Origin of the sequence: Nonomuraea soli (assembly GCF_013761175.1) — a bacterium.
GTDB classification, from domain to species: Bacteria; Actinomycetota; Actinomycetes; order Streptosporangiales; family Streptosporangiaceae; genus Nonomuraea; species Nonomuraea soli.
Genome location: NZ_JACDUR010000001.1, coordinates 1,331,531 through 1,353,892, shown reverse-complemented (window position 1 = coordinate 1,353,892; position 22,362 = coordinate 1,331,531). Strand labels below are relative to the sequence as shown.

The window sequence follows — 22,362 nt, the reverse complement described above, 5'->3', positions numbered from 1 at the left end:
GCGCTCCTTCTATGGGAGGAGCCTCTGCGCTGGGAAAGCAAAAAAGCCCATGCAGAGGCCACACGTTCGCACAAGCCCTCTGCTGGACTTGGGACCAAGTGTGCCCCATAACCGCCCGAGTATTCAACTCACTCGCCGTCACAGTAGGGTTGCTTCGTGACTATCCCAGATGATCCCGCCTTTGGCCTGACCTCTTCGAGGGTCGACGGGTTCACCCTGGTTCGGGTCGAGGGCGCCCTTGACGCCACCACGCGTGAGCGTTTCGCCGACGGCCTGGCCGGATCGCCCGGTGACCTGCTCCTGGACCTCACCGGTGTCACGTTCATGGACTCTCGCGCGCTCGGCCTGATCGTGCACCGCTGGCAGACCAACGTGGCGGCGGGCAACCGTTTCGCCCTGGTCGGGGTGCGTTACAGCACCGCCAAGGTGATGTGGATCACCGGTCTGGCGGAGCGGCTGCCCATGTTCGACGACCTCGAGACGGCCCTAGCGTCGGCTTGAGTGCTCCTCCACCAGCAGCCTGGCCAGATCGGCGACCTTGACCTGATGGTGCTGGGAGATGCGGCGCAGCTCGTCGAAGGCCTCCTCGGCCGAGCAGCCGCTGGTTTTCATGATGATGCCCTTGGCCTGGTCGATGATGGCGCGCCCCGCCATGGCCTCCTGCAGCTGGGCGGCGTCGGTGCGGACCTCTTCGAAGTCCCACAGGTTGGCCATCGCCACGCTCAGCTGCTCGGCCAGCATGGAGGCGAGCGGCGGCGCGGCCTGGTCGGCGAAGGCCGACGCGCGCACGGAGTGCAGCCCGACGAGAAACTGCACGGCGCCCACCTCGATGGGGAGCACCAGCTGGGAGCGCACGCCGCAGGTGACGGCGAGCGCGGCGTAGCCGGGCCAGCGCCGTTCGGTGAGCAGGTCGCTGGCCAGCACCCTGCGTCCAGTGCCGCGCGCCTCGAAGGAGGGTCCTTGGCCGAGCCGGCGTTCGCCTTCGACGAGGGCGATGAGCTCGCTGTGGGAGGCCGAGACCAGGGCGCGCCGTTCGCGCCACTGCTCGACGGTGGCGCCCGAGCAGCCGGGCACGCCCGCCGCCAGGGTGGTCGTGAGCGACCTCAGGACGCTCTCGGTGGAGGTGTCGTCACCCAGCCTGGCCAGCGTGGCGAGTTCTCTCGCCAGGCCAGGCGTGATCATAGCCGTCGATTCCATGGTGCGCAGACCCCTTCCCGATATGGCTACGTTAATGCGCGATGGCGTAGCGTCGAAGCCATGGGAGGCGACCTTGACTGAGCCGATGGGGCTGGCCGCGCTCGAACACGCGGTGGACGAGCTGGCCAGGCGGGTTTCGTCGTTGCGGGGGGCCGGTGCGGCCTATCCGAAGGACCTGGCCCCGACGCTCGATGCCGCCATGGCCGAGCTCGACACGGCGGTGGAGCTGCTGTACGGCGCGCGCGCGGAGATGCGCAGGTCGGGCAGTGCGGCGCGCAAGGGCGGCGGGGGCGGCGGGCAGCGGGAGCTCAAGCTGCTGCGCCAGGTCTTCCGCTCCTTCCCCGTGCCGGTGGTGGTGCTCGACGGCGGCGGCGTGGTGCGCCGGGTCAACAGCGAGACCACCCGGGTGCTCGGCAGCCCTGACGGCTACCTGGTCGGCCGCTCGTTTCCGCTGCTGGTCGACGTCTCGCGCAGGGCGGCCTTCCGCTCGCACCTGACCTCGGCTCTGCAGACGGGGCAGAGCGCCGCGTTCGAGACGCGCCTGATCCACCAGGGCCGCACCCACACCGTGCAGCTGGTGCTCACGCCGTTGCAGCTTCCCGGTGAGCCTCAGCAGATGGTTCTCGCGGTGGCGCTGCCGACCGAGGTGGAGCCACCGCGCCCCGGCCTGACCGCGGGCAGCCTCGACCAGCCCGAACTCCTGGTGGCGGCGGTCCGCCGCCAGGAGCTGCTGGCCAGGATGGCGGCTCTGCTGCTCGACCCCGACAGCCTGTTGCAGCCCGTGGCGCTGGCCCGCGCCGCCCGTCTGCTGGGCGGCGAGCTGGCCGACTGGGTGGTGGCCGACCTGGTGCGCGACGGGCGCCTGCACCGCAGCTCGGTGGTGGCGCCGCGCGACCAGCCGCTGGGCGGCCTGGTCCGCACGGTGGAGCAGGCAGAACCCTCGGCCTGCCCGGTCGTGACGCAGGTGCTGGAGCGCGGCTCCGGCGAGGTGCACGAGATGGTCGACGACGAGCTGCTGTTCGGGGTGACCGCCGAGGGGCCGCTGCTGACCGTGATCGAGGCGGGTTCGCTGCTGTGCGCGCCGATCGGGCGCGACCAGGGCGTGCTGACGCTGCTGCGCTCGCACGACCGCCCGCCGTTCACGCTGGCCGATCTGGGCCTGGTGGAGGAGCTGGGCCGGCAGCTGGGCCTGGCGCTGCGGGCGCAGGAGAGCTTCGTCAGCCGCTCGCGGGCGGCCGAGGCGCTGGTCACGAGCGTGGTGCCGCGCACGCTGCCCGACGTGCCGGGTTTCGAGGCGGCGGCCATCTACAACCCGGGTTCGTCGGTCGGCGCGGAGTTCTACGACGTCTTCCCGAGGCCGGGCGGCTGGGGCTTCACGATGGGCGGGGCGGTCGGCAAGGGCCAGGAGGCCGCGTCCGTGAGCGCCGTGGTGCGCGGCGGCCTGCGGGTGCTCAGCGCCTGGGAGAGCGATCCCGACCAGGCCGTGCGCAAGGTCAACGAGGCGCTGGTGTCGCAGGGCACCGGCATGTTCGTGATGGCCGTCTCCGGTTACGTGTCGGGCCGCACGCTGCGGGTCTCGTCGGCCGGTCATCACCCGGCCGCGCTGGTCCACGCCGACGGCACGGTGCGTTTCGCCTCGGGTGGCGGGGTGCCGCTCGGCATCTCGCCGGAGAGCGAGACGCAGGTCGAGGAGATCACTCTCGGCCATGACCAGCTGCTGGTCTTCTACTCCGAGGGCCTGCTGTCCTCGCGCAACGCCCGGGGCGAGACCTACGGCGAGGACCGCCTGGCCGACGCGCTGGCCAGGTGCGTCGGGCAGGCTCCCGCGGCGGTGGTGAAGACCCTGGAGGAGGACCGGCACGCCTTCTCCGGCGGGCAGGTTTGGGACGAAGTCGTAGTTCTTGCCCTGCGGGCGGTTTGAAAAATCAGCAAACCAGGGTATACATGGTCATTAGCTGAACGTGCCTAAGACGCAGGCACACCCTAAGGAGCCCCCTGCCCTTTACAGGTGTGCCATGAACATAGCCATTGTCGCCTCCACCGGAGGCAGTCGCCGTCAGCAGATCCTCGCCACCGCCCGTGAGCTGGGCCGCGAGCACCGCGTGACCATCTATTCCCGCCGCGAAAGCACCGAGGGAAAGTCCAGGACGAAGCCCGCTCCCGGCGTCGTGCTCGAGCAGCTCGACATCGGTCCGGCCCGCGCCCTGGCCGCGGACGAGGTGGCCCCCTACCTCGCCCAGGTGGGCGACGAGCTGGCCAAGCGCTGGAGTCACGAGCCGCCTGACCTCATCCACGCCCACAACTGGACCGGAGGGCTGGCCGCGGTGGCCGGCGCCGACGGCCTGCGGGTGCCGGTCACCCAGACCTTCGGACCGGTCAAGCAGCCCGCGCACCTGCGCCTGGAGCGGGCGCTCGGGCGGCGCGCCGACGCCGTCATCGCCGGATGCCTCGACGAGGAGGCCACGCTCATCCGGCTGGGTGTACCCCGCGAGCACATCGCCGTCGTGCCGTACGGGGTCGACACCGACAAGTTCCGCCGCCAGGGCCCGGCCGCCGCGCGCGGCACGCACCAGCGGCTGCTGCACGTCGGGCGCATCGGCGCCGGAGCGGGCGCGCAGACGATCGTGCGCGCGCTGGCCGGGCTGCCGGACGTGGAGCTGGTCATCGCCGGAGGCCCGGCGCCCGACGAGCTCGAGCACGACCCCGACGCCCGCCGCCTGCGGGCGCTGGCCGAGCGGCTCGGCGTGGCCGACCGGGTGACCGTCCTCGGTCACGTGCCCCGCACCACGGTGCCCAAGCTGATGCGCGGCGCCGACGTGGTCGTGACCCTGCCCTCCGAGCCCGGCACCGGCGCGGTGGCGCTGGAGGCCATGGCCTGCGGCGTGCCGGTCATCGCCTCGGCGGTGGGCGCGCACCTCGACTCGGTCGTCGACGGCGTCACCGGGCTGCTGGTGCCGCCGGACAAGCCCGCCAGGACCGCGCGCCTGGCCCGCGAGCTGCTGGCCGACCCGACCCGCCGCACGGCGATCGGCTACGCCGGCGCCGACCGGGCCCGCTCCCGCTACAGCTGGGAGCGCATCGGCCAGGAGCTCCTGCGGGTCTACTCCGACACCCTCGCCGCCACCGCCTGACCGGCGGCGACCCCCGGCCCGTACGGCTCAGCCGTACGGGCCTTACAGTGCCCACTATGCTGATTCACCCCTGGGACGCCGGTGACGACGACAGCGCGCTCGCCTACGTCCGCGCCCACCAGTTCGGCCACCTCATCGCCTCGGGGCGCGGCCGCGACGTGCCGGTCGTGGTGCCCACCCAGTTCCTCCTGGAGGCCGGGCGCACCGTGGCGCTGCACCTGGCCAGGCCCAACCCGATCTGGGCGGCCATCGAGGAGAACCCCAAGGTCGTGCTGTCGGTCGCGGAGAACTGGACCTACGTGCCGGGCGCCTGGCGGGCCGAGCCCGGCACCGATCCCAGCCTGGGCGTGCCCACCACCTACTACTCGGCCGTGCAGCTGGTCTGTCACGCCGAGATCGTCACCGAGGCCGGCGGCAAGCTGGAGATCCTGCGCGCCCAGCTGGCCGAGCTGGATCCCGGCCTGGGCGATCCGGCGCGGATGCCGCGGCTGCTGTCGGGCATCCGCGGGCTGCGCCTGACGATCGAGGAGATCCGCGGCAAGTTCAAGTACGACGGCCACAAGAGCGACGAGCACCGGGCCAGGGTCCGCGACCTGCTCGTCGAGCGCGGCGAGACCGACGTGGCCGCGCGGGTGCGTTAGGCGGCACGCGCCCCGCTCCCCCGTGTGCCAGGGTGGCCGCATGGAGACCGACGAAGCCAGGTCGTTAGCCCTGGCGTTGAAGCGAGTGCTGGAGCGGGCCCACATCGTCATCGACGAGTCGGAACCGCCGTCGGAGATCGTCACCAGGATCATCGGTCACGTGGGCTGCGGCCTGAAGCACCTGGTGGTGGTCACGCAGACCTTCCCGGTCTGGGAGCACGTCAACCTGCAGCGGGGCGTCGACGCCTATCTCGGCGACGGCGCGCAGTGGTTCGGCCTGGCAGGTCAGGGCCGCCAGCACCAGGACACCATCGACATGCTGACCATCGCCGAGCGGCGGCTCGACCGCTTCGAGATCGGCTCGGTCGACTACGCGACGGCGGCGGTGGGCCCCGACGCGACCACCGAGGTCGTCACCTTCGGGTTCGTGCTCTCCCAGGCGCCCGGCGGCGCGCCCGTCGTGCTCGTGATGCGCGGCCCGGCCGAGCAGTTCGGCATGGAGGGCTGCAGGATCGAGATCCTGGCGCGCTCCCGGGCCGACGCCACGGCCACGCGCGACGAGATCCAGCGCCTGATGACCGAGCACGAGGTCTTCAAGGGGCAGATCCTCACCTTCGGCTTCTCCGAGCATCGCGGCAACAAGCTCGTCAGCTTCGTGCCACGGCCCTCGCTCGGCTCCGAGCAGGTCGTCCTGCCCGAAGGGGTGCTGGAGACCATCGAGCGGCACGTGGTGGGCATCGCCGAGCACGCCGACGCCCTGCGGGCCCTGGGCCAGCACCTCAAGCGGGGGCTGCTGCTGTACGGCGCGCCGGGCGCCGGCAAGACGCACACCGTGCGCTACCTGATGGGCCGCCTGCCCGAGGTCACGGTCGTGGTGATGACGGGCGCCGCGATGCGTTTCGTCGCCGAGGGCGCGGCGCTGGCCAGGCGGCTGCAGCCGGCGGTCGTGGTGCTGGAGGACGTCGATCTGGTGGCCCACGACCGCAGCTTCGGCACCGACGGCAACCCGCTGCTGTTCAGCCTGCTCGACGCGATGGACGGGGTCGGCTCCGACGCCGACGTCACCTTCGTGCTGACGACCAACCGGGTGGAGGTCCTGGAGCGGGCCCTGGCCGACCGGCCGGGCCGGGTGGATCTGGCGGTCGAGGTGCCCAAGCCCGACGCCCAGGCGCGGGCGAAACTGCTGCGCCTGTACGGGCAGGAGCTGGATCTGACGGACGACCTCGACGCGGTGGTGGAGGCCACCGAGGGCGTGACGGCCTCGTTCTTCAAGGAACTGGTCAGGCGGGCGGTCCTGGCCGGGCTGCGGGAGGGGTCGCGTCCGCGCCTGCTGGAGGCGCTGCGGGAGATGACGGACGACCGGGCCGCGCTCACGCGCGTGTTGCTGGGGTCGGGCGAGAGCACGGCCGAGCCGCTGGACCTGGCGGTGGGCCCGCCGATGCCCGGGCCGGTCCGGGTGAAGGGCGGCCGCTTCTACCGGGGCTGACCGTCGAGCAGGCGTGCGGCCTTCAGCCCGAGATGGACGGCCATCCGGTCGTCGCCGTCGTCGAGGTCGCGGCCCAGCACCTTCTCGGCCTTGCCGAGGCGGTAGTAGAGCGTCTGGCGGTGGATGCCGAGCTCGGCGGCGGCCTTCTGCACGTGGCCGCCGAGGTCGAGGTAGGTCTCGACGGTGGCGGCCAGCTCGGGGTCGAGGCCCGGCACGAACGACGACAGCTCGCGCAGGTCGGCGGTGGACAGGCGGGCCAGCAGCCGGTGCACGCCGAGGTCGTCCCAGCGGGCCACCGGGGCGAAGCGGGGAAAGTGTTCGGCGATGCGCAGCGCGTGGCGTGCCTCGCGCCAGCTCTGCCAGGCGTCGGAGGCCTCCTGGCGGGGGGCGCCCAGGCCGGCCGCGGTGCCGTACCTGCTCTGGACGGTCAGGGCGACCTCGACGGCCAGGTGCGAGGGCGCCAGCAGCGCGACGGGCGAGCCCGCGCGGGCCAGGACCTCGCGCGGGAGGGTCCACAACGCCGCGACCCGGTCGGACTCGCGGACGGCGATCGCGGTCACCGGGCCCCTGAGGTCGAGGGCCGAACGTTCCTCCGGGTCGGGCGACAGCAGCAGGTCGAGCTCGCGGCCCTGCTCGCGGCGGCTGCGCGCCTCCTGGGCCAGCAGCGCGGCGGTGCGCTCGACCAGGGGCGCGATCTGCTGCAGATCGGGCAGGGCGCCGGAGTCGAGCAGCCACAGGTAGCCGTAGGTCACCGCCTTGTGGCGCAGCGGCCAGCAGATCCGCGCCTGGAGGTCGGGGGTGGCCGGGATGCGCACCGGGCCCTCCGCCTTGACGATGCCGAAGCTCTCGAAGTAGTCGCGCACCCAGGGCGAGGCGGCGCGGCGCAGGATCGACTCCTGGCGCACGGCGTCGAGCTCGCCGTGCTGCGCGCCGTACGCCAGCAGGCGGAACGATCGATCTTCCAGGGTCGCGGAAGCCCCGAGCACGCGGGCGATTTCGTCGACGGTCTCCTGGAGCTGAAGGGTGTTGAGCATTTGTATGACAGCATGCCACATCCCGCGTTACGGACGTCGATGGATGCGCTCTGAACTGGGCCTTTAGGCTTGGTTACATGCTCGGTCAACTTCTGCTCGCCGCCTCGCGGAGCACGCTGGTACGCCGCTCGGTGTCCGGCATGCCGCTCACGCGCAAGGTCGTCGATCGTTTCGTGGCAGGTGAGACGACCCAGGAGGCGGTCACCGCCATCCAGCGCCTGGCTGACGCCAAGCTCGCCGTCACCGTCGACCACCTCGGCGAGGAGACGCGTGACTCGGCCGCCGCCACCGCGACGGCCAAGGCCTACATCACGCTCATGGGAGCGCTGCGCGAGGCCGGGGTCAGCGCCGAGGCGTCGGTCAAGCTGTCGGCCGTGGGCCAGGCCTTCGACGAGAAGATGGCGCTGGAGCACGCGCGGGAGATCTGCGCGGCCAGCCCGATGGTCACCCTCGACATGGAGGACCACACCACCGTCGACTCGACGCTGGGCATCCTGGCCGAGCTGCGCAAGGACTTCCCGCAGACGGGCGTGGCCATCCAGGCCTACCTGCACCGCACCGAGGGCGACCTGCGCGACCTCGCGGGTGAGGGTTCGCGGGTGCGCCTGGTCAAGGGCGCCTACCGCGAGCCCGCCTCGGTCGCCCACCAGAACAAGAACGACGTCGACAAGGCCTATGTGCGGGCCTTGAGGATCCTCATGGCGGGGAAGGGTTACCCCATGGTGGCCACGCACGACGATCGGATCATCTCGATCACCGAGCTGCTCGCCGACCGCTTCGGCCGCTCCTTCGGCGACTACGAGTACCAGATGCTGTACGGCATCCGGACCGACCGGCAGGAGGCCCTGGCGGCCGCCGGGCACACGGTCCGTGTCTACGTGCCCTACGGCGACGACTGGTACGGCTACTTCATGCGCCGCCTGGCCGAGCGCCCGGCCAACGTCGCCTTCTTCCTTCGTGCCCTTGGGGGTAAGTGATCATGGATGCCTTCACCAACGTCCCGGCTCCGGTCAACGAGCCGGTGTACGGCTACGCGCCGGGCAGCGCGGAGCGCACCGCGCTGGAGAACCGCATCAAGGAGCTGGCGGGCAACGCCATCGACCTGACGATGACGATCGACGGCGTGGAGAAGATGGGCGGCGGGGCGGCGATCGACGTCGTGCAGCCGCACAACACGAGCAGCGTGCTGGGCCGTACCAACGACGCTACGGCCCAGGACGTGCAGTCCGCGATCGACGCCGCTCTCCGCGCGGCCCCCGCCTGGCGGGCGCTGGCATTCGACGAGCGCGCGGCGGTCTTCCTGAAGGCGGCCGACCTGCTGGCGGGCCCGTGGCGGCAGACGCTGAACGCCGCCACGGTCCTGGGCCAGTCGAAGTCGGCCCAGCAGGCGGAGATCGACGCCGCGTGCGAGCTGATCGACTTCCTGCGCTTCAACGTGCAGTACGCGCGCCAGCTCTACACCGAGCAGCCGATCTCCTCCCCCGGCGTGTGGAACCGCATGGAGTACCGGCCGCTCGAGGGCTTCGTGCTGGCCATCACGCCGTTCAACTTCACCGCCATCGCCGGCAACCTGCCGACGTCGGCCGCCCTCATGGGCAACGTCGTGGTGTGGAAGCCGTCGCCCACCCAGCAGTTCGCCGCGCACTTCACCATGCGCCTGCTGGAGGCCGCGGGCCTGCCGCCCGGTGTCATCAACCTGGTCACCGGCAACGGCGCCGCCGTCTCCGAGGTCGCCATGACCCATCCGGAGCTGGCCGGCGTGCACTTCACCGGCTCCACCGCCACCTTCCAGCACCTGTGGCGCACGATCGGCGAGAACATCACCGGCTACAAGGGCTACCCGCGCCTGGTCGGCGAGACGGGCGGCAAGGACTTCGTGCTGGCCCACCCGTCGGCCGACCTCGCCGTGCTGACCACCGCCCTGATCCGCGGCGCCTTCGAGTACCAGGGTCAGAAGTGCTCGGCCGCCTCGCGCGCCTACGTGCCGCGCTCGCTCTGGTCGGCCATCAAGGACGAGCTGGTCTCGACCGCCGAGTCGCTCACCGTGGGCGACGTGGCCGCCGACCTGTCGACCTTCATGGGCGCCGTCATCGACGACCGCGCCTTCGCCAAGCACAAGGCGGCCATCGACCGGGCCCGCGCGACCAACGGCATCGAGGTGCTCACCGGCTCCTACGACGACTCGGCCGGCTACTTCGTCAAGCCGACGATCCTGCTGGGCCAGGACCCGACCGACGAGATCTTCGTCAAGGAGTACTTCGGGCCGATCCTGGGCGTGCACGTCTACGACGACGCCAGCTTCGACGCGGTGCTCGACCAGATGGAGTCCGCCTCGCCGTACGCCCTGACCGGCTCGCTCATCGCGCAGGACCGGCACGCGATCGCCTCCGCCTCCGAGCGGCTGCGCTTCGCGGCGGGCAACTACTACATCAACGACAAGCCCACCGGGGCCGTCGTCGGCCAGCAGCCGTTCGGCGGCGCCCGCGCCTCGGGCACCAACGACAAGGCGGGGTCGATCTTCAACCTGATCCGGTGGGTCAACGCCCGCACGATCAAGGAGACGTTCGTGCCGCCGACGGACCACCGTTACCCGCACATGGGCTGATCGTCCAGATTCGTACGGCGGGCGGCACCGAGGGAGGGTGCCGTCCGCCGTCGTGCCTGGGTCGTGCTTCAATGGGACGCCCGATTCACGAGCACGATGCGGAGCCAAGGTGAGCGGCCTCGACAAGAAGATCCTGCGCTGGTCGCTGGGCCTGGGCGCGGTCCTCCTCGTGGCGGGGATCGCGCTGCGCCCGGTCGACATCGACATCGCCACCGGCGTCATCCTCGCCGGCTGTGCCGGGCTGATCCTCGCTGCGGTGATCTGGGTGAACGAGCGCCCCTGGTCCAGGTGACAGGCAGACGAAGGGGGCGGCATCCGGTGAGGATGCCGCCCCCTTCGCCGCGGTGACCCGCTAGCGCCGGTCCTTGTGATCAGGGGTGATCGCGTCCTTGACGTTCTTGGCCGCGTCCTTGATCTTCTCCCCGGCCTGCTTGAGCTTGCTCTCGCCCTGCTGGGCCTTCCCCTCGGCCTCCAGACGCCCGTCACCGGTGGCCCGGCCGGCGCCTTCCTTGACCTTGCCCCCGAGCTCCTCGGCCTTGTTGTTCACCTTGTCGTCCAGGCCCATGATGTTCCTCCCTGTCCAGCGTCATGGACCCTTCAGCTATCCGGGAGCCGCGGCGGCAAACCCCGGGGCGCTCAGAGCCGGCCGTGGTCCTTCAGGACCCGCCTGGCCTGGGCGAAGAGCATGCCCACGTTGACCGTCTTGCGGCACACCACCACCGCGACCACGTCGTCGGCGCTGTCGAGGCGCATGAACAGGTGGGCCAGGTTCTCGCTGTTGACGAGGATCTCCTGGAAGTAGTGGCGGTCGCTGACGATCCCGCGGCGCTCCTTGAAGATGTTCTCGATCATCGTCACGTTGCGGCCCTGGAAGAGCTCCAGCGTGGCCGCCGCCAGCATGTCGAGCACCTCCGGCGGGTGGGAGTCGACGGTCTCGACCGACATCAGCATGCCGGTCGACATGTCGATGACCCCGGTGGCGACGCAGTCGGGCACCTCCGTCCGCAGGTCCTTGACGAGGAGCCCCACCCGGTCGCTGAGGCTCAGCCCCGCGTTGGTGTCTGATTTGGAGGACATGTTCATCACGGTCCTTTCTCGTGTCCGCTCAGATGTCTGTGTGCGCGTGCACCTTCTCGGCGGCGAGCAGGGTGCCGAGTCCCTCGACCGCGGCCTGCGCGTGCGCCCGGAACCCGGCCAGGTCCATCCCGCGGTCGCCCAGGACCACCATCAGCGCCGTACTGCCGACGGGCCGCACGGCCAGGTAGCCGCTGCTGTACTCCAGGGTCACCTGGCCGGGCACGCCCCGGTCCACCGCGGCGCCGCCGCCCGAGGCCAGGCCGAGGGTGGCCGCCGCCAGGGCGGCGAGCCGGTCCAGGTCGACCTCCTCGCCGGAGTCAGCGGCGATCAGCAGCCCGTCCCTGGTCGCGACGGCGACGTCGGTGACTCCCACCACCTGCTCGCGCAGGGCCCTCATCACCGCGATCAGTTCGCTGTCGTCGTCGGAAGCCACGAATCCTCCCACCAAGAAGAAACGCCAAAAATGAACGGAGAACGGCTATTCCGGCGCTTCGTCCGGCTCGATAGGCCCTTTTTCCGGAATGCGCATTCTCGCTTGAAAAGGGGGGCGAAAGGTGGCTCGTACAACCTCTGGGCGATTTATACCGCTCGCACCCCGGCTACGGCGCGGGAGCGCGGCGGCGTGAACGTCGGGGGCCGCACCGTCCCGCGGCGGATCCTCGCCCGGAGGTTCGGGCAGGCTCACCATCCCCTCGGCCAGCAGGCCGGCGACCTCCATCGTCGTGACGTACAGCCCGCGGCCCAGGAGGAAGGCGATGTCGCGGCAGCTGCGCCTGCCGTTCACCTTCTCGAGGACCTCGCGGCGAGCCCGGTTGGCGCAGGCGGCGACCGGGCCCGCGAGCAGGGGCCGGTCACCGAAGGGGCAGATCGGCACCCGGCTCAGGGCCAGGGCCCGCAGGCGGCGTTCCGCCTCGCCCAGGAGCACGCCCGGCTCGACGCCGTGAGCCGGGTCCCAGCCGGCGGCCGGCTCCCCCTCGATGAGCTCGACCTCGTCGATCCGGCCCGCGGCGACGGCGAACGCGCCGTCCAGCGTCACCATCGCCTGCATCGCGTGGAGCGTCGCCGGACCGACGGACGCACGCGCGAGCGACTCGGGCGCCAGTGCTCCCGAGCCCGCCGCCCACTGCCCTTCGGTGATGCGGCCGGTGGCCAGCAGGATCGTGGCGACGCTCGGAGCGCCCGGCGACTCGACGGCCATGACCGAGCCTTCCCGCAGGTGGAAGACGCCACCGGGGTAGCCGGTCACGGTCAGCGTGCCGCTCAGGCGTTCCGCGGGAACCCTGGCCAGCGCCTGCAGCAGGTGCAGCGCGGCCGAGGCGCCGACGGGCACCGGTAAGCCGGAAGGGCTGGTCAACGCATTTACCATTCTCAGAACGCCCGAAATTGGAGCCCCCGATCAACCGGAAATTTCCGGTATCACGGGAAATATCCAATCGGCTTCCTCGCTGGGCGGTCAACCACTTTCTCAATAAAGCGGGAAATTGAATTTAATTCGCATTTCCCGGTAGTTGTCACTCCTCCTCGGTCAGCCGGACCACCGTTCCCGTCGTGCGGGCGAGCTCGGCGGCCCAGACGACGCGGTGGCTGGCCAGGCTCGACACCGCGTCCGAGGAGATGAGGCTCGGATCACCCCCCGCGACGGCCGCGAGGAAGGCGGCGGTGAGCGCCTCGTCGCCGCCGCCGTGGCCGTCGGCGGCGCTGTGCCCGGCGGCGAGACTGGTGTCGATGAGCTCCTCCTCCCCCGTGCGGAAATCGACCAGGCGCAGCGTCTGGCCGTCGCCGTCGAGGTAGCCGTGCGTGCCCAGCAGCCGGGTGCGGCGGTGCTCCATCGGGGTGAAGGCCGCCATCGTGAAGGAGCAGGTGGTGCCGTCGGGGAACTCCATGGCGACCACCTGGTGGTCGACCACGTCGTTGTCGGTGGCGTAGACGCAGCGGCCGTACGGCCCGGTGCGCAGCGCGTCGAGCACGCCCTCCAGGTCGCGCCTCTCGGTCAGCGCGCCGAGCGGCCAGAACTCCCTGGCGGGATCGCCCAGGCAGCCGAGGTAGAGGCGCTTGGCGGAGTAGGGGCAGGTCGGCTCGATCGAGCAGTCGAGGCAGCGGTCGGCGGCGCCCTCCGGCCGTTCCTCGGGGCGGAAGTGGGTGAGGTTGCCGAAGGAGCTCACGCGGGCGGGCAGCTGCCCGGTCAGGTAGATCAGCCAGTCGATGTCGTGGCAGGCCTTGGTGAGCAGCATCGGCGCCGAGCTCTCCTGGCTGCGCCAGTGGCCGCGCACGAACGAGTGGGCGTGGTGCCACCAGCCGACAGGCTCCAGGTGCTGCACGTTGATGAGCCGCCCGATGCGGCCCTCGTCGAGCAGGCGCTTGAGCAGGCGGGTGTAGGGCGTGTAGCGCAGCACGTGGCAGACGGCGAGCATGATGCGGTTGCGTTGCGCGGCGTCGGCGATCTGCATCGCCTCGTCCTCGCTGGTGGCCATCGGCTTCTCCAGGAGAATGTGATAACCGAGGTCGGCCAGCCGGATAGCAGGCGCGGTGTGCATGCGGTCCTGGGTGGCGACGATGGCCGCCTCCGCCAGGCGTCCCGCCGCGGCCAGGTCGGCCCAGTCGGCGAAGACCCGCTCGGGTGGCACGCCGAACTCCTCGGCCACCGCCCGCCTGCGATCCGGATCGGGTTCGGCGATCGCGATCACGCGTCCGCTCCTGGCCGCGACCGCGTGACGCGCGTACGACTGACCGCGCAGACCGGCGCCGACGAGGGCTAGAGTCACACCGGACATGGGATCCTTCCGCCATGATTATTCAGGATTCCATCATTATTAAGGTCTGATCGAGCAAGACTCAAGGGGGAAGCGGTGACCGAGGAACTCAGCGGCGGCGATCTGCACCGGCTGCGACAGCTCAACGCGCTGACAGTGATGCGCACGCTGCGCGGCGGGTCGGCGCTGACCTTGACGGAGCTGGCGCAGCGCACGGGCCTGTCGCGCGCCTCGACCGAGGACGTCGTGCGCGACCTGCTCGAACGCGGCTGGGTGGCCGAGGCGGAGCTCAAGGTCGGCACCGTCGGCCGGCCCGCCCGCCGCTACCGCTTCCGCGCCGACGCCGGGCGGGTGCTCGGCGTGGACATCGGCGGGCACAAGGTGCTCGCGCTCCTGTCCGACCTCGACGGCGAGGTGCTGCACAGCGAGCGGGTGGGCGTCGATCCGTCGATGGGGCGCATGGAGCGCCTGGCCGCGGTCGACCGGGCCATCGCCGGGGCGCTGGCCGGGGCGGGGGTCTCCACCGCCGACGTGTGGGCGACAGGTGTGGCCACGACCGGGCTGGTCGACGGCACCGGGCGGGTGATGTTGTCGGAGGCGCTGCCCGAGTGGACGGGGGTGGACGTGGCCGGGCACGTCTCGCGCCGGGTCTCGGGACCGGTGCTGGTCGAGAACGACAGCAAGCTGGCCGCGCTGGCCGAGTCGTGGCGGGGCGTGGCGCGCTACGCCAAGGACGTGGTGTTCCTGCTCGCGGGATTGCGCACGGGCGCCGGCCTGATCATCGACGGCAAGCTGCACCGCGGTTTCGGCAACGCCGCGGGCGAGATAGGGGCGTTGCCGCAGGTGGGATGGATCAGGGCCCAGGAACATCTGAAGGCCTGGACACCCGGCCCGGGAGTCACCAACATCTTCCAGGCCGCGCGCGACGGCGATCGCAAGGCCGTCGCCGCGATCCGCCGCTACGTCAAGGACATCGCCGTCGGCGCCTCCGCCCTCGTGCTGACCCTCGACCCGGAACTGGTCGTCGTCGGCGGCGGATTCTCGCGTTCCGCCGACCTGATCCTGGGGACCCTGCGCGCCGAACTCGACAGAAGATGCATCAGAACTCCCGAAGTTCGGGCCTCCGCGCTCGCCGACGAAGGGGTCGCCCTGGGTGCTCTTCGCCTGGCTCTCGACCACGTCGACGCAGCTCTGAACCGCCCTGGGGAGCTCGCCGCCCCCTCCAGCTTCCTCGCGTGACCGAATCGAGGCTTGACTTAATTTCCCTGGAACCCATGATTATCCCAAGGTTTTGGGCACTCATAGGAGGCCGGGAATGCGGAAGTGGACGCGCGTCGGCGCGGGAGTCTTCGGGGCGATCGTGGCCCTGTCAGCCTGTTCGAGCGGTACCGGGAGCGGGGCGGGGACCCAGGCGCCCAAGGAGGCGAGCGGCCCGGTCACCCTGTCCTACGCGGTGTGGGACGCCAACCAGAAGCCCGTGATGGAGGAGCTGGCCGCGGAGTTCTCCAAGGCCAACCCCACCGTCAAGGTCCAGGTCCAGCTCACCCCGTGGGCCGACTACTGGACCAAGCTCAAGGCGGCGGCCACCGGCGGCGCCGCCCCCGACGTCTTCTGGATGAACGGCCCGAACTTCCAGCTCTACGCCTCGAACGGGGTGATCAGGCCGATCGAGGAGCAGGTCGACGCGTCGGTCTACCCCAAGCCGCTGGTCGATCTCTACACCTACCAGGGCAAGCTGTACGGCCTGCCCAAGGACATGGACACCATCGGCGTCTGGTACAACAAGACCCTCTTCGACGCCGCCGGCGTGCCGTACCCGAAGGACGGCTGGACGTGGACCGACTTCCAGCAGGCGGCCGCCAAGCTGACCGACGCCGGCAAGGGTGTGTACGGCACCGCCGCCCAGCTCGGCAGCTTCCAGGAGTACCAGTACAACACGATCACCCAGGCCGGCGGCTACGTGATCTCGCCCGACGGCAGGAAGTCGGGCTACGACGACCCCAAGACCATCGCCGGGCTGAAGTTCTGGACCGACCTCATCACGGCCAAGCACTCCCCCGACCTCAAGACCATGACCGACACCACCCCGCTGCAGCTGTTCGAGGCGGGCAAGATCGCCATGTACTGGGGCGGGAGCTGGAACGTCACCGAGTTCTCCGGCAACGACTACACCAAGGACAAGGTCGACGTCGCCCCGCTGCCCAAGGGTGAGAAGCAGGCGACCATCATCCACGGCGTGGCCAACGTGATGTCGGCCAAGACCGCGCACCCGGCCGAGGCGTGGTCGTTCGTGAAGTTCCTGGGCTCCAAGCAGGCCGCCGACCTGCTGGGCAAGAAGGGCCCGATCCCCGCCTACACCGGCACCCAGGGCGACTGGGTGGGCGCGCACCCCGAGTTCAAACTGCAGACCTTCCTCGACGCGGTCTCCTACGCCGCGCCGTTCCCGGTCTCCAAGAACACCGCGGCGTGGAACGAGGCCGAGCTGACCCAGCTCACCAAGGCCTGGACCGGGGAGGTGCCCGTCGAGCAGGCGGCCGCCACGCTGGCCGCCACGATGAACGACCTGCTCGCCAAGGAATGACATGACGCTCACCACCACCCGATCGGGCGCAGCGCACGCGGCGCCCGTGAAGGGGAAGGACAGGAGCCGCCGCTCCGAGGCGCTGTGGGGGCTGGCCTTCATCGCGCCCACCGGGCTCGGCCTGGCCGTCTTCTACCTGTGGCCGGTGCTGCAGACCGCCTACTTCTCCCTCACCGAGTGGGGCGCGTTCGGCGGGCACACCTGGACCGGCTTCGACAACTACCTGCGGCTGGCCGGTGATCCCGAGGTCGGCCAGGCGCTGCGCAACACGCTGCTCTACACCGCGCTCGGCCTGGCCGCCATCCCGCTCGCGATCGTCTTCGCCGCGCTGCTCAACGTGAAGGGCCTGCGCGGCGTCGGCGCCTACCGCACGCTGTTCTTCCTGCCCGTGGTCACCATGCCGGTGGCGATCGCCATGGTGTGGCGCTGGCTCTACAACGGCGACTACGGCCTGATCAACCACCTGCTGGCGCTGGTGGGCCTCGACGGGCCCAACTGGGTGTCGGACCCGGCGACCGCGTTGTACGCGCTGGTCGTCGTGGGGGTGTGGAGCAGCCTCGGCTACAACCTGATCATCTTCCTGGCGGGCATGCAGGCCATCCCGAAGGAGTACTACGAGGCCGCGGCCATCGACGGCGCCGGGCCGATCAGGCAGTTCTTCAAGGTGACGGTCCCGCTGCTGTCACCGACCGCCTTCTTCGTCTCGGTGGTGTCGGTGATCGGCTCGCTGCAGCTGTTCGACCTGGTCTACGTGATGAGCGGCTCCGGCGCCGCGGCGCGGGCCAACCCGGCCTTCCCCCGGCTCCAGACGGTCGTGCAGCTCTTCTACGACCGCGCCTTCGTCACCAACGACCGCGGATACGCGGCGGCGATCGTCATGATGCTCCTGGTGATCATCATCGCGCTGACCGTCCTGCAGTTCCGGCTCCAGCGCAGGTGGGTGCACTATGGCTAAGCGTGTCCACGCGGTCCTGATCCCGGCCGCGCTGGTGATGGTCGCGCCGTTCGCCTGGCAGATCGTCACCTCGCTCAAGACGCTCAGCGAGGCCACCCAGGTGCCGCCCAGCCTGCTGCCGAGCGGCCGGTGGGAGAACTACGGGCGCATGTTCGACCTGCTGCCCTTCGGCGACCAGTTCCTCAACACCGTCCTCATGGCGGTGGGCCGTACGGCGGGGCAGGTGCTGCTGTGCTCGATGGCCGCCTACGCCTTCGCCCGGCTGCGTTTCCCGTTCAAGAACGTCATCTTCGGGGTGTTCCTGTCAGTGCTGATGGTGCCCCCGCAGCTGTTCGTCATCCCGCAGTACCAGATCATGGCCGATCTCGGCTGGCTCAACAGCATCCAGGCGCTCATCGTGCCCGGCCTGTTCAGCGCGTTCGGCGTCTTCCTGCTGCGGCAGTTCTTCATGAGCCTGCCCAAGGAGCTGGAGGAGGCCGCCCGCCTCGACGGCGCGGGACCGGTGCGCGTGTACTGGTCGATCATGCTGCCGCTGGCCCGTCCCGGCCTGGTCGCGCTGGCGGTTCTGGTGCTGCTGTGGTCGTGGAACGACCTGTTCTGGCCGCTGGTGGTCAACACCGACCCGGAGAAGATGACCCTCTCGGCGGGTCTGGCCTCGCTGCAGGGCCAGTTCCAGACCGACTACCCCGTGCTCATGGCCGGCTCGCTGCTGGCCTCGCTGCCGGTGATCGCCGTCTTCGTGTTCCTGCAGCGCCAGTTCATCCAGGGCATCGCCCACACCGGAATCAAGGGCTGAAATGTTAGGGAAAATCATGCTGGCCGTCTCCATCGCGAGCGGCCAGGGAATCGCCGTGCCCGCCTACTTCTACCCGGGCCCGCTCTGGGACCAGCTCGACCAGGCCTCCGTCGTGGTGGCCAACCCCTTCTCCGGCCCCGGCAAGGACTTCGACCCCAGCTACGCCGCCGCCATCCGCCGGGCCCGCGACAAGGGCGTCACCGTGCTCGGCTACGTCGCCACCGGCTACCTCGGCAGCACCGGGCGCGCCACCCGGCTGGGCGAGACCACCGACGCCGCCTGGCTGGCCCAGGCGCAGCAGGACGTGGCGACCTGGTACCGGCTGTACGGCGAGCACGGCCTGGGCGGGGTCTTCCTCGACGAGGTGCAGAACGTCTGTCAGTACGCCGGCACGTATCGCTGGCTGGACCGCTCGGTCAAGAGCCTGCACCGGGGCGCGTTCACCGTCATCAACCCGGGCATCGGCACCGAGGACTGCTACGCCGACATCGGCGACGTGAGCCTGACCTTCGAGGGCACCTACGAGACCTACCGGACCTGGCAGCCGCCGGACTGGCACCGCGGCCGGGATCCGCGCCGGTTCTGGCACCTCGTGCACGCCACCTCCACGGCCGAGCAGATGGCCGACGCGATGCGCCTGGGCAAGGAGCGCGGGGCGGGCTTCATCTACGTCACCCCGGACGTGCTGGCCAATCCGTGGGACACTCTGCCGGACTACTGGGAGTCCGAGCTGGCCGCGGCCCGCTCCACCGACACGCGTCCGCCCGGCCGCCCGCCGGCGCCGGTGGCGCTCGCCCGCGCCTCCACCTCGCTGACGCTGGCCTGGCCCCCGGTGCGTGACGCCGTCGGCTACGACGTCTACGTCGACGGGCTGCGCGTCACCGGTACGGCCGGCCGTACGCCTGCCGTCACCGTGCGGGACCTGCTGCCGGGCGCCCGGCACACCGTGGCCGTGCGCGCCCGCGACGCGGCGGGCAACACCTCCGAGCTCGGCCGCGCCGTCCAGATCTCCACCAGGGCGGCCGACGCGGCGGCGCCCGCCGCGCCCGCGAACCTGCGCCCGTCGCAGGTCAAGGTCGCGAGTGTCCGCCTGGCCTGGGACGCGGTGGCCGACGCGGCCTCCTACGACGTGGCGCTCGACGGCCGCACCCTGCTGCGGCTGCCGGCGGGTACGACGCAGATCCCGGTCAGCGGGCTGACGCCGGGCGGGACGTACACGTTCACCGTCACCGCCCGCGACGCGAGCGGCAACCTTTCACCGGCGGCCGGGCCGCTCACGGTGACCACGCCACTGCCCAGCGGCGAGCCGATCACCGACGCCTCCGGCTCCATCGAGGGCGACACCGTCACCTACCGCGCGCAGTACACGCTGCCGTTCGACTTCCACCACGTCTACGTGGACCTCGACGCCGACGCCGCCACCGGCTTCGGGGTCCAGGGCATCGGCGCCGACTACCTGATCGAGAACGGCTGGTACTACCGGCACACCGGCACCGGCTGGAACTGGACGCCCGTCGAGGGGCCCAGCCCGCTGGTCTCCTCGGCCGACGACCTGTACGTCTGGCGGGTGCCGCGCGGCGACGCGGGCCCGCACCGCGTGCTCTTCCACGGCTCGGGCAGCTCGCCCGAGGCCTACAGCACGATCGTCGAGGTGGGGTAGCGCATGTTATCGAGGCTGCTGTTGTCCCTGACCCTGCTGCTGCCCCTACCGGCGGCGCGGAGCACCGCCGCCGCCTTCTACGGCAAGGTGCCCACGCTCAACGCCGACAGCCGGACCGCCTTCTGGTACGGCCAGCTCGACCAGGCCAAGCTCACGCAGCTCAAGGCCTACGACCTGGTGGTGCTCGAACCCACCCTGCGCGTGCTGAACGTGACGCGTGACGAGTTCTACTTCGAGTCGGTGACCAGCACGCAGGTGCAGGAGATCAAGCGCGGCCTCGACGGCGTGATGGGCAACGCCGACGACGTCATCGTGCTCGGCTACCTGTCGATCGGCGAGATGCTGCCGACGATCATCCCCGGCTCGTCGGGGCACCTGAGCGTCGCCAAGGGCATCGAGATGGGGCTGCTCCCGGCGGGCTACAGCGGCCCGTCGGGGCCGGTGCACGGGCCCAACCCGTGGAACTACGACGCCTCCGGCCGCTACCTCGACATCGAGGGCGGCGCGGCGCCCGACGGCACCTACGACGCGTCCTTCCCCTCCTGGGAGCAGCACCTGAGGTGGGGCGGCAAGGGTGTCATGCCCTGGTACCTGGACCAGCAGGGCACCTGGGTGGCCGACGCCCGCTACCCCTACGGCGGGTACTGGAGGAGCGGCGACGGCGTGGTCGACGTCAACAAGACCTACGGCGGCGGCTACGTCAATGGCGGCGACCCCGCCTGGCAGGCGTTCGTCACCTACCAGACCGACAAGATCGTCAACGACGGCGGCTACGACGGCGTCTTCCTCGACACCGTCGACACGCCCGACCCCGTCGGCGGGGCGGGGCCGTCGGTGTCGTGGGGTCCGCGCGGCAACTTCGGCTTCACCGCCGAGGGCATGGTCGAGCTGGTGGAGAAGATCAAGGCCGTCGATCCGTCGAGGGTGGTCGCGGCCAACCGGGGCTACTGGTACTTCAACCCCGACGAGGGCACCTCGCAGTTCGCCGCGCGCTACCGGCGGGCGATCAACATCTTCGTCACCGAGTCGTGGTACTACAACGCCTACATCCCCGGCTTCTACGACACCAGCCCCGGCTACGGCGGCAACTGGAACACCGACCGCTCGTCGGCGACCTACCGGCACCGCGACAACTTCGGCGGCTTCTGGAAGGACTACGTCAACGCCCAGGCCGGCGCGGCCGACGGGTTCAACGTCGTCATCATCGACTTCCGCGTGCCCTCCAGCGGGACCCACAGGTGGATGACCGAGGTCGTCGCCAACAGCGGCTACCTGGCCTACGACGTCAGCGGCGCGACCCATTTCAACTCCGCGATCTACGACGACGCGAAGAACTGGCTCGACGCGCAGGGCCGTACCGCGCCGTCGCAGGCCGGGGTGCACCCGAGCGGGGGCTTCGCCGCCGACGGCTCCTTCGGCGAGTGGTCGGGCGAGACGCCGATCTTCAGCGATCCGGCCGGAGCCAACGGCAAGGGCATCACGAAGGTGTTCGCCCGTTTCGCGGGCGACCGGTTCCTGATGATGGTCGAGGCCAGGCAGGCGCTCAGCCTGGCGCAGGAGATGATCTACTTCGACCACGACCGTGACGGGCCGTCGGGGTGGCAGCCGTGGTGGCCGACCTCGCCCGACGCGCGCGTCTACCTGGAGTCGCCGCACCAGGCCTACCTGCTGCCGCACGTGGCCGGGCAGGGCGACGTGTTCCGCTTCTCCAGCGCCGGCGCACCCGGCAACCGGGGCTGGCCGGTGCGGGTAGCCCAGGCGGGCAACCGGGCGGAGCTGGAGTTCTCGCGCAAGCACGTCTTCCCTGCGTCGATGGCGGGGCGGGAGATCTGGACGTGGTTCCGGGTGGCGAACTTCGGCGGCTCGCCGGTGAGGTTCACGGTGCCGGGAACCGTCCCCACACCGACACCGACACCCACACCCACACCGACCGGCACGCCGACGCCCACACCCACGCCGACCGTCACCCCAACTCCCACGCCGACCCCCGGCAGCGGTTTCACGATCGACGGCAACGCCTCCGACTGGTCGGCCGTGCCCGCACTGCTGACCGGAACCGCCGGCGTGCACACCCTCAAGGCCGCCACCGACGGCGCCAAGCTCTACCTGCTCGCCCAGGGCAGCGGCCTCAACGTGCTGGAGCAGTTCTTCCTCGACACCGACCACGACCCCGCCACCGGCTACAACGCCGGAGGCTGGAGCAACCCCTCGGGCGCCGAATGGATGCTCGAGAACGCCAACCTCTACCGCCACGGCGGCTCCGGCTGGTCGTGGAGCCCGCGCGGCCAGGTCCCCTTCGCCCGCAACGACACCGTCGTCGAGGCGGCCATCCCGCTCAGCACCCTGGGCGCGGGTCAAAGGCTCAGGATCGGCTTCATCAAGAACAACCACCCCGCGGACCGGCTGCCCGCCGCGTCCGGCACGCTCGCCTCCTTCACCCTCTCCTAGG

General features: G+C 70.7%; 21 protein-coding genes. 14 read left to right on the top strand and 7 right to left on the bottom strand.

Features of this window, described 5'->3' with window-relative positions:
• Positions 1-156: 156 nt before the first annotated feature.
• Positions 157-501: an STAS domain-containing protein gene (locus HNR30_RS06410; RefSeq protein WP_181608685.1), complete on the top strand. Its 345-nt coding sequence runs from the start codon at positions 157-159 to the stop codon at positions 499-501.
• Here HNR30_RS06410 and HNR30_RS06405 read toward each other — a convergent pair.
• Positions 487-1,197, bottom strand: a complete 711-nt coding sequence (locus tag HNR30_RS06405) for an ANTAR domain-containing protein (RefSeq protein ID WP_181608684.1) — start codon at positions 1,195-1,197, stop codon at positions 487-489. The genes HNR30_RS06410 and HNR30_RS06405 overlap by 15 nt on opposite strands.
• A gap of 73 nt (positions 1,198-1,270) precedes the next feature.
• On the opposite strand from HNR30_RS06405, the gene HNR30_RS06400 reads away from it, so the two are divergent.
• From HNR30_RS06400 to HNR30_RS49070, 4 genes are all read left to right on the top strand, one after another.
• Positions 1,271-3,118 (top strand): SpoIIE family protein phosphatase, encoded by a 1,848-nt coding sequence (locus HNR30_RS06400; protein WP_246377179.1) that lies wholly within the window; start codon positions 1,271-1,273, stop codon positions 3,116-3,118.
• Positions 3,119-3,212: 94 nt separating this feature from the next.
• Positions 3,213-4,328, top strand: a complete 1,116-nt coding sequence (locus HNR30_RS06395) for a glycosyltransferase (protein ID WP_181608683.1) — start codon at positions 3,213-3,215, stop codon at positions 4,326-4,328.
• 56 nt (positions 4,329-4,384) lie between these two features.
• Complete coding sequence (locus HNR30_RS06390; RefSeq protein WP_181608682.1) at positions 4,385-4,969, top strand: FMN-binding negative transcriptional regulator; 585 nt, start codon at positions 4,385-4,387, stop codon at positions 4,967-4,969.
• Positions 4,970-5,009: 40 nt separating this feature from the next.
• Positions 5,010-6,455, top strand: coding sequence for an AAA family ATPase (locus tag HNR30_RS49070; protein ID WP_181608681.1), 1,446 nt, complete (start codon positions 5,010-5,012; stop codon positions 6,453-6,455).
• Here the strand turns inward: HNR30_RS49070 and HNR30_RS06380 are convergent.
• Positions 6,443-7,489 carry a PucR family transcriptional regulator gene (locus HNR30_RS06380; RefSeq protein ID WP_181608680.1) on the bottom strand — a complete coding sequence of 349 codons (1,047 nt, stop codon included), beginning with the start codon at positions 7,487-7,489 and terminating at the stop codon, positions 6,443-6,445. The two genes, HNR30_RS49070 and HNR30_RS06380, sit on opposite strands and share 13 nt — an antisense overlap.
• Before the next feature lie 77 nt (positions 7,490-7,566).
• Here HNR30_RS06380 and HNR30_RS06375 point away from each other — a divergent pair, with 77 nt between their 5' ends.
• The 3 genes from HNR30_RS06375 to HNR30_RS06365 all read left to right on the top strand — a co-directional run bounded on the left by HNR30_RS06375 (position 7,567) and on the right by HNR30_RS06365 (position 10,386).
• Complete coding sequence (locus HNR30_RS06375; protein ID WP_181608679.1) at positions 7,567-8,466, top strand: proline dehydrogenase family protein; 900 nt, start codon at positions 7,567-7,569, stop codon at positions 8,464-8,466.
• 2 nt (positions 8,467-8,468) lie between these two features.
• Positions 8,469-10,094: an L-glutamate gamma-semialdehyde dehydrogenase gene (pruA, locus tag HNR30_RS06370; RefSeq protein ID WP_181608678.1), complete on the top strand. Its 1,626-nt coding sequence runs from the start codon at positions 8,469-8,471 to the stop codon at positions 10,092-10,094.
• Positions 10,095-10,203: 109 nt separating this feature from the next.
• Entirely contained in the window at positions 10,204-10,386 is a 183-nt protein-coding gene (locus HNR30_RS06365) for a hypothetical protein (protein WP_181608677.1), read from the top strand.
• A 60-nt stretch (positions 10,387-10,446) separates the two neighbouring features.
• Here HNR30_RS06365 and HNR30_RS06360 read toward each other — a convergent pair whose 3' ends face one another.
• From HNR30_RS06360 to HNR30_RS06340, 5 genes are all read right to left on the bottom strand, one after another.
• Positions 10,447-10,659, bottom strand: coding sequence for a CsbD family protein (locus HNR30_RS06360; protein WP_181608676.1), 213 nt, complete (start codon positions 10,657-10,659; stop codon positions 10,447-10,449).
• A gap of 71 nt (positions 10,660-10,730) precedes the next feature.
• Complete coding sequence (locus HNR30_RS06355) at positions 10,731-11,171, bottom strand: hypothetical protein (protein ID WP_181608675.1); 441 nt, start codon at positions 11,169-11,171, stop codon at positions 10,731-10,733.
• A gap of 28 nt (positions 11,172-11,199) precedes the next feature.
• Positions 11,200-11,604: a roadblock/LC7 domain-containing protein gene (locus HNR30_RS06350; RefSeq protein WP_181608674.1), complete on the bottom strand. Its 405-nt coding sequence runs from the start codon at positions 11,602-11,604 to the stop codon at positions 11,200-11,202.
• 45 nt (positions 11,605-11,649) lie between these two features.
• Complete coding sequence (locus HNR30_RS06345) at positions 11,650-12,525, bottom strand: MarR family transcriptional regulator (protein WP_181608673.1); 876 nt, start codon at positions 12,523-12,525, stop codon at positions 11,650-11,652.
• A 157-nt stretch (positions 12,526-12,682) separates the two neighbouring features.
• Complete coding sequence (locus HNR30_RS06340) at positions 12,683-13,942, bottom strand: Gfo/Idh/MocA family protein (protein ID WP_181608672.1); 1,260 nt, start codon at positions 13,940-13,942, stop codon at positions 12,683-12,685.
• 75 nt (positions 13,943-14,017) lie between these two features.
• Here HNR30_RS06340 and HNR30_RS06335 point away from each other — a divergent pair, with 75 nt between their 5' ends.
• The 6 genes from HNR30_RS06335 to HNR30_RS06310 all read left to right on the top strand — a co-directional run bounded on the left by HNR30_RS06335 (position 14,018) and on the right by HNR30_RS06310 (position 22,361).
• Positions 14,018-15,160, top strand: coding sequence for an ROK family transcriptional regulator (locus HNR30_RS06335; RefSeq protein ID WP_181608671.1), 1,143 nt, complete (start codon positions 14,018-14,020; stop codon positions 15,158-15,160).
• Between the two features lie 76 nt (positions 15,161-15,236).
• Entirely contained in the window at positions 15,237-16,502 is a 1,266-nt protein-coding gene (locus HNR30_RS06330; protein WP_181608670.1) for an ABC transporter substrate-binding protein, read from the top strand.
• Position 16,503: 1 nt separating this feature from the next.
• A complete protein-coding gene (locus tag HNR30_RS06325; RefSeq protein WP_181608669.1) occupies positions 16,504-17,457 on the top strand; it encodes a carbohydrate ABC transporter permease in 954 nt (317 codons plus the stop codon).
• Positions 17,450-18,253 (top strand): carbohydrate ABC transporter permease, encoded by an 804-nt coding sequence (locus tag HNR30_RS06320; protein ID WP_181608668.1) that lies wholly within the window; start codon positions 17,450-17,452, stop codon positions 18,251-18,253. The genes HNR30_RS06325 and HNR30_RS06320 overlap by 8 nt, the downstream gene beginning before the upstream one ends.
• A 16-nt stretch (positions 18,254-18,269) precedes the next feature.
• Positions 18,270-19,913: a spherulation-specific family 4 protein gene (locus tag HNR30_RS06315; protein ID WP_181608667.1), complete on the top strand. Its 1,644-nt coding sequence runs from the start codon at positions 18,270-18,272 to the stop codon at positions 19,911-19,913.
• Positions 19,914-19,916: 3 nt separating this feature from the next.
• Positions 19,917-22,361, top strand: coding sequence for a putative glycoside hydrolase (locus HNR30_RS06310; protein WP_181608666.1), 2,445 nt, complete (start codon positions 19,917-19,919; stop codon positions 22,359-22,361).
• Position 22,362 lies beyond the last annotated feature (1 nt).

What these genes read in the sequence shown, in the direction of transcription:
- HNR30_RS49070 (WP_181608681.1), top strand. Translation starts at nt 5,010, where the DNA reads ATGGAGACCGACGAAGCCAGGTCGTTAGCCCTGGCGTTGAAGCGAGTG.
- HNR30_RS06320 (WP_181608668.1), top strand. Translation starts at nt 17,450, where the DNA reads ATGGCTAAGCGTGTCCACGCGGTCCTGATCCCGGCCGCGCTGGTGATG.
- HNR30_RS06405 (WP_181608684.1), bottom strand. Translation starts at nt 1,197, where the DNA reads ATGGAATCGACGGCTATGATCACGCCTGGCCTGGCGAGAGAACTCGCC.
- HNR30_RS06330 (WP_181608670.1), top strand. Translation starts at nt 15,237, where the DNA reads ATGCGGAAGTGGACGCGCGTCGGCGCGGGAGTCTTCGGGGCGATCGTG.
- HNR30_RS06375 (WP_181608679.1), top strand. Translation starts at nt 7,567, where the DNA reads ATGCTCGGTCAACTTCTGCTCGCCGCCTCGCGGAGCACGCTGGTACGC.
- HNR30_RS06380 (WP_181608680.1), bottom strand. Translation starts at nt 7,489, where the DNA reads ATGCTCAACACCCTTCAGCTCCAGGAGACCGTCGACGAAATCGCCCGC.
- HNR30_RS06390 (WP_181608682.1), top strand. Translation starts at nt 4,385, where the DNA reads ATGCTGATTCACCCCTGGGACGCCGGTGACGACGACAGCGCGCTCGCC.
- HNR30_RS06325 (WP_181608669.1), top strand. Translation starts at nt 16,504, where the DNA reads ATGACGCTCACCACCACCCGATCGGGCGCAGCGCACGCGGCGCCCGTG.
- HNR30_RS06355 (WP_181608675.1), bottom strand. Translation starts at nt 11,171, where the DNA reads ATGTCCTCCAAATCAGACACCAACGCGGGGCTGAGCCTCAGCGACCGG.
- HNR30_RS06310 (WP_181608666.1), top strand. Translation starts at nt 19,917, where the DNA reads ATGTTATCGAGGCTGCTGTTGTCCCTGACCCTGCTGCTGCCCCTACCG.
- HNR30_RS06315 (WP_181608667.1), top strand. Translation starts at nt 18,270, where the DNA reads ATGCTGGCCGTCTCCATCGCGAGCGGCCAGGGAATCGCCGTGCCCGCC.
- HNR30_RS06340 (WP_181608672.1), bottom strand. Translation starts at nt 13,942, where the DNA reads ATGTCCGGTGTGACTCTAGCCCTCGTCGGCGCCGGTCTGCGCGGTCAG.
- HNR30_RS06360 (WP_181608676.1), bottom strand. Translation starts at nt 10,659, where the DNA reads ATGGGCCTGGACGACAAGGTGAACAACAAGGCCGAGGAGCTCGGGGGC.
- pruA (WP_181608678.1), top strand. Translation starts at nt 8,469, where the DNA reads ATGGATGCCTTCACCAACGTCCCGGCTCCGGTCAACGAGCCGGTGTAC.
- HNR30_RS06395 (WP_181608683.1), top strand. Translation starts at nt 3,213, where the DNA reads ATGAACATAGCCATTGTCGCCTCCACCGGAGGCAGTCGCCGTCAGCAG.